Source organism: Streptomyces sp. TRM70350 (assembly GCF_019219825.1).
Classification (GTDB): domain Bacteria; phylum Actinomycetota; class Actinomycetes; order Streptomycetales; family Streptomycetaceae; genus Streptomyces.
Map to the genome: position 1 here is coordinate 374,746 of NZ_JAHUXH010000004.1, position 11,669 is coordinate 386,414.

9 protein-coding genes are annotated in these 11,669 nt (G+C 71.8%); 6 read left to right on the forward strand and 3 right to left on the reverse strand.

Going from position 1 to position 11,669, the window contains the following annotated elements:
* Positions 1 to 104: 104 nt before the first annotated feature.
* Positions 105 to 1,778, reverse strand: a complete 1,674-nt coding sequence (locus KWI83_RS09615; RefSeq protein WP_218513874.1) for a PucR family transcriptional regulator ligand-binding domain-containing protein — start codon at positions 1,776 to 1,778, stop codon at positions 105 to 107.
* Positions 1,779 to 2,144: 366 nt separating this feature from the next.
* On the opposite strand from KWI83_RS09615, the gene KWI83_RS09620 reads away from it, so the two are divergent.
* The 5 genes from KWI83_RS09620 to KWI83_RS09640 all read left to right on the forward strand — a co-directional run bounded on the left by KWI83_RS09620 (position 2,145) and on the right by KWI83_RS09640 (position 8,854).
* Positions 2,145 to 3,044: a xanthine dehydrogenase family protein subunit M gene (locus KWI83_RS09620; RefSeq protein WP_218513875.1), complete on the forward strand. Its 900-nt coding sequence runs from the start codon at positions 2,145 to 2,147 to the stop codon at positions 3,042 to 3,044.
* Entirely contained in the window at positions 3,044 to 3,643 is a 600-nt protein-coding gene (locus tag KWI83_RS09625) for a (2Fe-2S)-binding protein (protein WP_218513876.1), read from the forward strand. The genes KWI83_RS09620 and KWI83_RS09625 overlap by 1 nt, the downstream gene beginning before the upstream one ends.
* Before the next feature lie 2 nt (positions 3,644 to 3,645).
* Positions 3,646 to 6,030 carry a xanthine dehydrogenase subunit D gene (gene pucD, locus KWI83_RS09630; protein ID WP_218513877.1) on the forward strand — a complete coding sequence of 795 codons (2,385 nt, stop codon included), beginning with the start codon at positions 3,646 to 3,648 and terminating at the stop codon, positions 6,028 to 6,030.
* A 174-nt stretch (positions 6,031 to 6,204) separates the two neighbouring features.
* Entirely contained in the window at positions 6,205 to 7,662 is a 1,458-nt protein-coding gene (locus tag KWI83_RS09635) for an NCS2 family permease (protein ID WP_218513878.1), read from the forward strand.
* 37 nt (positions 7,663 to 7,699) lie between these two features.
* A complete protein-coding gene (locus KWI83_RS09640; RefSeq protein ID WP_218513879.1) occupies positions 7,700 to 8,854 on the forward strand; it encodes an XdhC family protein in 1,155 nt (384 codons plus the stop codon).
* A 45-nt stretch (positions 8,855 to 8,899) separates the two neighbouring features.
* Here KWI83_RS09640 and KWI83_RS09645 read toward each other — a convergent pair whose 3' ends face one another.
* Together KWI83_RS09645 and KWI83_RS09650 are read right to left on the reverse strand one after the other, a co-directional pair.
* Complete coding sequence (locus tag KWI83_RS09645; protein WP_218513880.1) at positions 8,900 to 9,340, reverse strand: SRPBCC family protein; 441 nt, start codon at positions 9,338 to 9,340, stop codon at positions 8,900 to 8,902.
* 44 nt (positions 9,341 to 9,384) lie between these two features.
* Positions 9,385 to 10,227, reverse strand: a complete 843-nt coding sequence (locus KWI83_RS09650) for a polysaccharide deacetylase family protein (RefSeq protein ID WP_218513881.1) — start codon at positions 10,225 to 10,227, stop codon at positions 9,385 to 9,387.
* A 108-nt stretch (positions 10,228 to 10,335) separates the two neighbouring features.
* On the opposite strand from KWI83_RS09650, the gene KWI83_RS09655 reads away from it, so the two are divergent.
* Positions 10,336 to 11,337: a glycosyltransferase family 2 protein gene (locus tag KWI83_RS09655; RefSeq protein ID WP_218513882.1), complete on the forward strand. Its 1,002-nt coding sequence runs from the start codon at positions 10,336 to 10,338 to the stop codon at positions 11,335 to 11,337.
* Positions 11,338 to 11,669: the final 332 nt, after the last annotated feature.

Below are 11,669 nucleotides of genomic sequence, written 5' to 3' on the forward strand. Positions count from 1 at the left end.
GAGCTGTTGAGTGGTGGCCGCATTCCAGCACCAATTCAGCTGCCCGGCCAAGGGGGTGGGTGAAGGATTTCACAAAGTCGTGGGACTCCGCGGTCCCTCGGGTTTCAGCTCATGCGCAGCGCCAGGAAGAAGTCGAGCTTGTCCTCCAGGCGTGACAGGTCGCGGCTCGTCAACTGCTCGATCCGGCCCACCCGGTAACGGAGGGTGTTGACGTGCAGGTGGAGGCGGGAGGCGCAGCGGGTCCAGGAGCCGTCGCATTCGAGGAACGCTTCGAGCGTGGGGATCAGCTCGGCGCGGTGGCGGCGGTCGTAGTCGCGCAGCGGGTCCAGGAGGCGGGCGGTGAAGGCTCGGCGCACGTCGTCGGGGACGAACGGGAGGAGGAGGACGTGGGAGGCCAGCTCCTGGTGCCCGGCCGCGCAGACGCGGCCGGGGCGGGCCGCCGCCACCCGGCGGGCATGGCGGGCCTCCTCCAGGGCGCCGCGCAGGCCCTCCGCCGAGTGGACCGCCGCGCTGACGCCGAGTGTGACGCGGCCGTCGTCGTCCAGGCCGGACGAGAGGGGGGCCCGGATCGAGGTGAGGAGTGCGTCCGCGAGGACGCCTGCTTCCGAGCCGTCGTGTTCGGTGGAGACGGCCGGGAGGGGAACCAGGGCGATGGCCTCGTCGCCGGTGTGGGCCACGGCGATGCGGTCGGAGGGCTCGGGGCCGGTGGCCAGCGGGTCGACCAGGATCTCCTCCAGCAGGGACTGGGCCACCGGGCCCGCCTCGATCTCGGCGCCGTCCCACTCGACGCGGGCCACCACCACCTGCCAGTGGGGGGCCGCGCCGAGGCCGGGCAGCAGGACCGGGGCGGCGACGCGCAGACGGGCCGCGATCTCGGCGGGGGCGGCGCCCGTCTGGACGAGTTCCAGGACCTCCTGGGCGAGGCGGCGGCGGACCGTGCGGGCCGCGTCGCGGCGGTCGCGTTCGACCGCGATCAGCTGGGTGACGCCGTGCAGCAGGTCCAGGCGCTCCTCCGCCCAGTCCCCGGCGTCCGCCTCGACGGCCAGCAGCCAGTCGGAGAGGACCGTCTCGCGGACGTCCCGGGAGGCCTGCGGGGAGCGGCCGCTGCTGCGGATGGGGAAGAGGGAGTACGTCGTGGTGCCGAGGATCAGGCGGTGCGGGCCGCGTCGGCCGGTGCGGGCGGCCGCCAGGTGTTCGGCCGCCAGCTTCGCGCACGCCTCGGGGGGCAGCGCCGGGCCGCCGACCTTGGGGCCCGCGATGAGGCGGCCGGTGGGGGAGAGGACCCAGGCGCGCAGGTCGAGGTCCGAGCCGAGCAGGTCGAGTACGACGTCCGGGCCGCCGCCCGCCGGGCCCGACGTCATCATGCGGCGGTGCCGGTCGACGACGGCCGCCAGGTCACCGGCGCGCTCGCCGGAGACCTGGCGTACGACGTGCTCGGTGATCGTCGCGAAGGCCACCGACTCGTGCACCGCGAAGAGGGGGAGGCGGTGGCGGGCGCACGCCATGACCAGGTCGTCGGGCACGTCGCCCAGCTCCGCCTCACCGGCGGCGAGGGCCGCCACCCCGGCCTGGACCAGGATCCGTACGAAAGGCTCGGAGTCGGCCGCGTCCCGGCGCCAGGCCAGGCCCGTCAGCACCAGTTCACCGCCGGAGAGGTAGCGGCTGGGATCCCGCAGGTCGGTGGTCATCACGCCCCGCACGGTGCGGTCCAGCTCGTCCTCGCCGCCGAGCAGCTTGAGGCCCAGCGCGTCGGTGTCCAGCAGTGCGCGCAGCCGCATTCTCGTCGCCGCCGTTCTTTGTCTCGAAATCTACGATGGATCTTGACGGGTCCGTGGGTGAGTGGCCCGTGCGGTGGCCGGTTGAGCGGTGCTCGCCGTCTCCCGTGCTGTGTCCCAGGTCACGCGCGCTGTGCCGGACGTTTCCCCAGGAAAACCAGGAGGTTACTGATGACCTCCGTTCATACGAATCTACAAGATGACCGCGCTGGCCAGCCAACTCCTTCATGGTTTCGGTGACTGACCCCGTTGGAGCAAGGCGCTGTGTACTGACGTCAATCCGCGTTAACAGCACATGAACGAGCCGGGCCCGCCGCACACGGATTGGCTCAATCTGTACGACCCACGAGACGAAGAAGAGAGCCGGTCATGGACTTCCTTCGCCCCGCCAGCTGGGAGGAGGCGCTCGCCGCGAAGGCCGAGCACCCCACCGCTGTGCCGATTGCGGGTGGCACCGATGTGATGGTCGAGATCAACTTCGACCACCGCCGGCCCGAGTACCTCATGGACCTCAACCGCATCGGCGATCTCTCCGAGTGGGAGGTCGGCGAGGACTCCGTGCGGCTCGGGGCCTCCGTCCCGTACTCCAGGATCATGGACCACCTGCGCGCCGAGCTGCCGGGCCTGGCGCTCGCCTCCCACACCGTCGCCTCCCCCCAGATCCGCAACCGCGGAGGCGTCGGCGGCAACCTCGGCACCGCCTCCCCGGCCGGTGACGCCCACCCGGCCCTCCTCGCCGCCGGCGCCGAGGTCGAGGCGGAGTCCGTACGGGGCTCCCGGCGCATCCCGATCGACGAGTTCTACACCGGTGTGAAGCGCAACGCGCTGGCGCCGGACGAGCTGATCCGCGCCGTGCACATCAAGAAGGCGGACGGGCCCCAGCAGTACTCGAAGGTCGGCACGCGCAACGCCATGGTCATCGCCGTGTGCGCCTTCGGGCTCGCGCTGCACCCGCAGACGCGGACCGTGCGGACGGGGATCGGTTCGGCCGCTCCCACGCCCGTCCGGGCCAAGGCCGCGGAGGAGTTCCTGAACGCCGCTCTGGAGGAGGGCGGCTTCTGGGACAACGGAAAGATCATCACCCCGTCGGCCGCCAAGCAGTTCGCGCAGCTGTGCTCCGCCGCCTGCAACCCGATCGACGACGTCCGGGGCACGGCGAGCTACCGCCGGCACGCGGTGGGCGTCATGGCCCGCCGCACGCTGACCTGGACCTGGGAGTCGTACCGCGGCGCACGAGGCACCGCCTATCGGAAGGGGAGCGCTGCGTAATGCGTGTCAACTTCACTGTCAACGGTCGTCCGCAGGAAGCCGACGAGGTGTGGGAGGGCGAGTCCCTGCTGTACGTGCTGCGTGAGCGGCTCGGTCTGCCGGGCTCCAAGAACGCCTGTGAGCAGGGCGAGTGCGGGTCGTGCACGGTCCGGCTGGACGGTGTGCCGGTGTGTTCGTGTCTGGTCGCCGCCGGGCAGGTCGAGGGTCGCGAGGTCGTGACCGTCGAGGGGCTCGCGGACTACGCCAAGCAGCGCTCCTGCGGGACGGGCGCGTGCGGTACGTCGCTGCAGGACGCTCAGCTGGGGGTCCCCCCGGGCGAAGCCTGGGGGAGGCAGGCCAAGGGCACCGACTCGCAGACCGGCGAGGGCAGCGAGCTGTCCCCGATCCAGCAGGCGTTCATCGACGCCGGCGCCGTGCAGTGCGGCTTCTGCACGCCGGGCCTGCTGGTCGCCGCCGACGAGATGCTGGAGCGCAACCCGAACCCCACCGACGCGGACATCCGCGAGGCGCTGTCGGGCAACCTGTGCCGCTGCACCGGCTACGAGAAGATCATGGACGCGGTCCGCCTGGCGGCCGCCCGCCAGTCCGAGGGGGTCTGACCATGCCTGCGAACGGCGCTCCTACGAAGATCACGCAGGGCACCCGGACCAAGGGCGGCATCGGCGAGTCCACGCTCCGCCCGGACGGCACCCTGAAGGTCACCGGCGAGTTCGCGTACTCGTCCGACATGTGGCACGAGGACATGCTGTGGGGGCAGATCCTGCGCTCCACGGTCGCGCACGCCGAGATCGTCTCGATCGACACGTCCGAGGCGCTCGCGATGCCGGGCGTGTACGCCGTGCTGACGTACGACGACCTGCCCACCGAGGTGAAGAACTACGGTCTGGAGATCCAGGACACCCCGGTCCTCGCACACGGCAAGGTACGCCACCACGGTGAGCCGGTCGCCATCGTCGCCGCCGACCACCCGGAGACCGCCCGCCGCGCCGCCGCCAAGATCAAGGTCGACTACCGCGACCTGCCCGTCATCACCGACGAGGCCTCCGCCCTCGCGCCGGACGCGATCCTCGTCCACGAGAACCGCGACGACCACCACTCCGGCCACGTCCCGCACCCGAACATCGTGCACCGCCAGCCGATCATCCGCGGCGACGTGGAGGAGGCCCGCAAGCGGGCGGACGTGATCGTCGAGGGCGAGTACACCTTCGGCATGCAGGACCAGGCCTTCCTCGGCCCCGAGTCCGGTCTCGCGGTGCCCGAGGAGGACGGCGGCGTCCACCTCTACATCGCCACCCAGTGGCTCCACTCCGACCTGCGCCAGATCGCGCCCGTGCTCGGCCTGCCCGAGGAGAAGGTGCGGATGACGCTGGCCGGCGTCGGCGGCGCGTTCGGCGGTCGTGAGGACCTGTCCATGCAGATCCACGCCTGCCTGCTGGCGCTGCGCACCGGCAAGCCGGTGAAGATCGTCTACAACCGGTTCGAGTCCTTCTTCGGGCACGTCCACCGCCACCCGGCCAAGCTCTACTACGAGCACGGCGCCACCAAGGACGGCAAGCTCACGCACCTGAAGTGCCGGATCGTCCTGGACGGCGGCGCCTACGCCTCCGCCTCCCCGGCGGTCGTCGGCAACGCCTCCTCGCTGAGCGTCGGACCGTACGTCGTCGACAACGTCGACATCGAGGCCATCGCCCTCTACACCAACAACCCGCCCTGCGGCGCCATGCGCGGCTTCGGCGCGGTCCAGGCGTGCTTCGCCTACGAGGCGCAGATGGACAAGCTGGCGAAGAGGCTGGGCATGGACCCGGTGGAGTTCCGGCAGCTCAACGCCATGGAACAGGGCACCATCATGCCGACCGGGCAGCCGGTCGACTCCCCGGCCCCGGTCGCCGAACTGCTGCGCCGCGTCAAGGCGATGCCGATGCCGCCGGAGCGCCAGTGGGAGAGCAGCGAGGGCGCGGACGTACGGCAGCTGCCGGGCGGTCTGTCCAACACCACGCACGGCGAAGGCGTCGTACGGGGTGTGGGCTACGCGGTCGGCATCAAGAACGTCGGCTTCTCCGAGGGCTTCGACGACTACTCCACCGCCAAGGTGCGCATGGAGGTCGTGGGCGGCGAGCCGGTCGCCACGGTCCACACGGCCATGGCGGAGGTCGGCCAGGGCGGTGTCACCGTCCACGCGCAGATCGCCCGCACCGAGCTGGGCGTCGCGCAGGTGACCATCCACCCGGCCGACACGCAGGTGGGCAGCGCCGGTTCGACGTCGGCCTCGCGGCAGACGTACGTCACCGGTGGTGCCGTGAAGAACGCCTGTGAGCTGGTCCGCGAGAAGGTGCTGGAACTCGGGCGCCGCAAGTTCGGCTCCTACCACCCGGCCTGGGCGACGGCCGAGCTGCTGCTGGAGGGCGGCAAGGTCGTCACCGACGGCGGCGAGGTGCTGGCCGACCTGGTGGACGTGCTGGAGAACGAGGCCGTCGAGGTCGAGGAGGAGTGGCGGCACCGGCCGACCGAGGCCTTCGACCTGCGCACCGGCCAGGGCAACGGCCACGTCCAGTACTCCTTCGCCGCGCACCGCGCCGTCGTCGAGGTCGACACCGAACTCGGCCTGGTCAAGGTGATCGAGCTGGCCTGCGCCCAGGACGTCGGCAAGGCGCTGAACCCGCTGTCCGTCATCGGCCAGATCCAGGGCGGTACGACCCAGGGTCTCGGTGTGGCGGTCATGGAGGAGATCGTCGTCGACCCGAAGACCGCGAAGGTGAAGAACCCCTCCTTCACGGACTACTTGATCCCCACCATCCTCGACACGCCGACCATCCCGGTCGACGTGCTCGAACTCGCCGACGAGCACGCGCCGTACGGGCTGCGCGGCATCGGCGAAGCCCCCACCCTCTCCTCGACTCCGGCCGTGCTTGCGGCGATCCGCAACGCGACGGGGCTGGAGCTGAACCGTACGCCGGTACGTCCGGAGCACCTGACCGGAACCGCGTGACAGACCCTCCGGGCGGCGCACGGAACGTCACACACTCCGCGCCGCCCGGAGTGAACCAGATCGTTCGTCTCGGGCCGTCCCCCGGGTCGTGCGGCCGAAGCACCTTCCCAAATCCCGCAGCCGCAACGGCGGTCCCCATGCGGGTGCCCCTATGAACCTTGGGAGTAGGCCCACATGACCCAGCAGTCACTGGAGCCGAAGACCGTCTCGGAGGACGCGGGTGCGGGAACCCGCGTCCCGGCCGGACGCTCTTGGCTCGACCGGTACTTTCACATATCCGACAGAGGATCCACGGTCGCGCGTGAGGTGCGCGGCGGCATCACCACCTTCATGGCGATGGCGTACATCCTCCTTCTCAACCCGCTGATCCTGTCCGGCAAGGACGCGGCGGGGGACACGCTCGGCCAGAAGGCGCTGATCACCGCGACCGCGCTCGCGGCGGCCCTCACCACGCTGCTGATGGGTTTCGTCGGCAAGGTGCCCCTCGCGCTCGCCGCGGGCCTCTCCGTCTCCGGAGTCCTCGCCTCCCAGGTCGCCCCCCAGATGACCTGGGGCCAGGCGATGGGCATGTGCGTGATGTACGGCGTGGTCATCATGCTGCTGGTCGTCACCGGCCTGCGTGAGTTGATCATGAATGCGATTCCGCTGCCGCTGAAGCACGCGATCACCATGGGCATCGGCCTGTTCGTGGCGCTGATCGGCTTCTACAAGGCCGGTTTCGTGCACCAGGGCGAGGGCACCCCGGTCACCCTCGGCCCGGCGGGCGAGCTGGCCGGCTGGCCGGTGCTGCTGTTCGCCGTGACCCTCCTCGCCATCTTCATGCTCCAGGCGCGCGGCATCCCCGGCGCCATCCTGATCGGCATCGTCGGCGGCACGTTCCTCGCCCTGATCCTCAACGCCCTCGACGTCATCGACCCCGGGCAGTGGGCCGGCGGCGCTCCCGAACTGCACGGCAGCGCGGTCTCGATGCCCGACTTCTCGATCTTCGGCAACGTCGAGTTCGGCGGCTGGGCGGAGGTCGGCGCGATGACCGTCGGCATGATCGTGTTCACGCTGGTGCTCGCCGGTTTCTTCGACGCCATGGCGACCATCATCGGCGTCGGCACCGAGGCCAAGCTGGCGGACGACAGGGGCCGGATGCCGGGCCTGTCCAAGGCGCTGTTCATCGACGGCGCGGGCGGCGCGATCGGCGGCGTCTCCGGCGCCTCCGGGCAGACCGTGTTCGTGGAGTCGGCGACCGGCGTCGGCGAGGGTGCCAGGACCGGCCTGTCGTCGGTGGTCACCGGTCTGTTCTTCGCCGCCTGCCTGTTCTTCACGCCGCTGACGGCGATCGTGCCGGGCGAGGTCGCGGCCGCCGCCCTGGTGGTGATCGGCGCCATGATGATGATGAACGCCCGGCACGTCGACTGGTCCGACCGCGCCACCGCGATCCCGGTCTTCCTGACCGTCGTGATCATGCCGTTCACGTACTCGATCACCGCGGGTGTCGCCGCCGGCGTCATCTCCTATGTCGCCATCAAGATCGCCCAGCGCAAGGCCCGGGAGATCGGCGTCTTCATGTGGGCGCTGACGGTGATCTTCGTCGTGTTCTTCGCACTCAACCCCATCGAGAGCTGGATGGGCGTCCACTAGCGCCGCCCCACACAACCGCTGTGAAGGAGACCGAGAGATGCTGGACATCGCCGACGAGCTGCACCGGTGGGTCGAGCAGGGACGCGACTTCGCCGTGGCCACCGTGGTGGCCGTGAGCGGCAGCGCCCCGCGTCAGCCCGGCGCCGCCCTCGCGGTGGACGCCGACGGCACGGCCATCGGCTCGGTCTCCGGCGGCTGTGTGGAGGGCGCGGTGTACGAGCTGTGCCAACAGGCGTTGCAGGACGGGGAGCCCGTCCTGGAGCGTTTCGGCTACAGCGACGACGACGCCTTCGCGGTCGGTCTGACCTGCGGCGGCGTCATCGACATCCTGGTCACCCCGGTCCGGGCGGGCGATCCCGTCCGGTCGGTGGTGGCGTCCGCGGTGGCCGCCGCGTCCCGGCGCGAGCCCGCCGCGGTGGCCCGGATCGTCTCCGGCCCGGCGGAGCTGACGGGCGGCCGCGCGCTGCTGGTCCGCTCCGACGGGTCGTACGACGGGGGCTTCGGCGCCCATCCCGAACTGGACCGCACCGTCGCGGCCGAGGCGGGCGCCTTCCTGGACGCCGGGCGCACCGGCACCCTGGAGATCGGAGAGCAGGGCTCCCGGTGCGGAGCACCGCTCACGGTCCTGGTCGAGTCGTCCGTCCCGGCCCCCCGCATGATCGTCTTCGGCGCGATCGACTTCGCCTCGGCGCTGGTCCGCGTCGGCAAGTTCCTCGGCTACCACGTCACGGTGTGCGACGCCCGCCCCGTCTTCGCGACGCGGGCCCGCTTCCCCGAGGCGGACGAGATCGTCGTCGAGTGGCCCCACGAGTACCTGGAGCGCACCGGCGTCGACGCCCGCACGGTCCTGTGCGTGCTGACCCACGACGCCAAGTTCGACGTACCCCTGCTGAAGCTCGCGCTGCGGCTGCCGGTGGCGTACGTCGGCGCCATGGGCTCGCGCCGCACCCACCTCGACCGCAACAGGCGGCTGCGCGACGTCGGCCTCACCGACCTGGAGCTGGCCCGCCTGCGCTCGCCCATCGGCCTGGACCTGGGCGCCCGTACGCCGGAGGAGACGGCGCTGTCCATCGCCGCCGAGATCGTGGCCAACCGGCGGGGCGGCAGCGGCGTTTCGCTGACCGGCGCGCACACGCCGATCCACCACGACGTGCCGTCGGCACCGGCGGGGCGGATCGGGTCGGTGGCCTGACGAGCGCTGTTCGGTCGACCGTGTGGGGGGCGCCGTGAGCGCGGGTCACCGCCCCCGGAGCAGGCGGTTCGCCGCCCGGCCGAACATCCAGCGGGCGGCCCGCTCCAGGGCGCCGTCGAGGAAGGGCGGCAGCAGGCGTACGCGGATTTCCTCACGCCAGACCACATGGGCGCGCCCGCCCGGACCCGGGTGGACCTCGATCTCCGCCCAGCCGCGCACCGCCCGGCCGCGTTTCTCCAGACGGCACCGGCCGGGGGCGTCGTCGGTCGGCGGCTGCCAGACGGTGACCTCCATCCGGTCGTCGAAGGCCAGCGGACCGAGGCCGGAACGGGCCACGAACACCGTGCCCTCGTGGGTCGGCGGAGCGGTGAGCACGGTGACCCGGGTCAGCGGGACGACGGCACCGTGCCGGGGCCAGTCGGTGAGCCGGCGCCAGGCCTCGGGCGGGGGGAGGGGAGCCGTGCGTTCGAGGAGGAAGGTGGCCACGGGAGGATCTTAGGCAGGCCGCACCCCACCGGTCGGCGGGCGCGCTACCGGTAGACCTCGCCCGGTTCGGCCCTCCCCGGTGCCAGCAGCTGAGGGACCGTCACGAACACGTACCCGCGTTCCTTCAGCGCGTCGATGATGCCGGGCACCGCCGGGACGGTCCCCTGGTAGATGTCGTGCAGCAGGATGATGCCGTCCCGGCCCGCCTGGTCGAGGACGCGCTGCCGGATGAGTGCGGAGTCGTCGGTCGTGTAGTCCTTGGCGGTGACGCTCCACAGGACCTCGGCGAGACCGAGTTCGCGGCAGATCTCGTGCACGGTGTCGTTCGTACGGCCCTGGGGCGGGCGCATGAGGGTGGGGCGGCGGCCGGTGAGGCGCTCGATCTCCTCGTTGGGGCGCTGAAGTTCCTCGCGGATCTCGTCCGGCTTCAGCCGGGTGAGGATCCTGTGGTCCCAGGTGTGGCTGGCTACCTCGTGGCCCTCGTCGGCCATCCGCCGGACCAGCTCCGGGTACTTCTCGATGTGCCGCTTGCCGAGCAGGAAGAAGGTCGCCGGGACCTGTTTCTCCTTCAGGATGTCGAGCAGGCGCGGGGAGTTCTCGCTGGGGCCCGCGTCGAAGGTGAGCGCGATGCACTTGACCCTTCGGCAGTCGACGCTGCCGAAGGCGGCGGGCTCCTCGCCGGAAGCGGCCTGGGCGCGGACCGCGCTGGGGGCGGTGGTGTCGAGGCTCGTGCAGCCGGTGAGGGCGAGCGGCAGGGAGAGGGCCGCCAGCAAAGTCGCGGCGGCACGGAACGCCGCCCCCCGTCCTTCCGTCTTCCTGGTCGGCTCGGACGGCTTGAGGGGCGAGAACGGTGTGGTTCTGCGCCGGATTCCAGGTCGGAGAAGCATGCGGCGACTATACAATGTGTGTATAGACGGTGTTTATAGTGGTGCCCGTCGATCTTTCCGAGGGCTTCGGAGTGTTTGAGGTGGTCCCACTCTGGCACCCGGCCACACATGACCACCGCCTACGCCGTGGTGATCCCCACGCTGGTCCGTGACACCCTCGCCGACTGTCTCGCCGCGCTGGCCGCCGCGACCGGCCCCAAGCCGCGCGAGATCGTCCTGGTCGACGACCGGCCCGTGCCGGATCCGGGCCCGCTGGAGCACCCGCTGAGCGTCCTCGGCGATCTGCGAAACCGTACGACCGTGCTGCACGGCGGCGGCCGCGGACCCGCCGCCGCCCGCAACACCGGCCTGCGCGCGGTCGCCTCGCCCTGGGCCGCCTTCCTCGACGACGACGTGCAGGTCGGCCCGCACTGGTGCGAACAGCTCACCCAGGACCTGGCCGCCGCGAGCCCCGACACGGCGGGCGTACAGGGCGTCATCGCCGTACCGCTGCCCGGGCGCCGCCGCCCCACCGACTGGGAGCGCGAGACGGTGGCCCGGGCGCGGGCCCGCTGGGGCACCGTCGACATGGCCTACCGCACCGACGCCCTCAAGGAGGTCCGCGGCTTCGACGAACGCTTCCTGCGCGCCCACCGGGAGGACGTCGACCTGGCTCTGCGGCTCCTCGACGCCGGGTGGGGCATCCGGCAGGGGCGGCGCACCACACGGCACCCGGTGCACCCCGTGGGCCGCTGGGCCTCGCTGGCCGCCCAGCGCGGGCATGCCGACGACGCGCTCATGCTGCGGCTGCACGGCTCCGGGTGGTGGTCGAAGGCGGCCGCGCCGCGCGGCCGTGTCCGCGTCCACCTCGCGGTGACGGCGGCGGGCGCGGCGGCGTGCGTGCTCTCGGCGGCCGGGCGTCGTACGGCTGCCGCCGTCGCCGGGTCGGTCTGGGCCGCGGGCACCGCCGAGTTCGCCTGGGCACGCATCGCGCCCGGACCACGCACCCGGGACGAGGTGACCACCCTGCTGGTGACGAGCGTGCTCATCCCGCCGACGGCGAGCTGGCACTGGCTGCGCGGACTGTGGCGCCACCGGGGCGCGCCCGCGTGGCGGGAGGTGGTGCTGTGAGCCGGGTGTGCGGCGGGCTTGCGGGAGGTGGTGCTGTGAGCCGGGTGTGCGGCGGGCTTGCGGGAGGTGGTGCTGTGAGCCGGGTGTGCGGCGGGCTTGCGGGAGGTGGTGCTGTGAGCCGGGTGTGGGGCGGCTTTGCGGGAGGTGGTGCTGTGAGCCGGGTGTGGGGCGGCTTTGCGGGAGGTGGTGCTGTGAGCCGGGTGTGGGGCGGCTTTGCGGGAGGTGGTGCCGTGACTAGGGTGAAGGGCGGGCGTGTTGGAGGAGGTGCCGTGATCCGGATGCGCACCGGCCCGGCGGCAGATGGCGTCGTGATCCGGATGCGCACCGGCCCG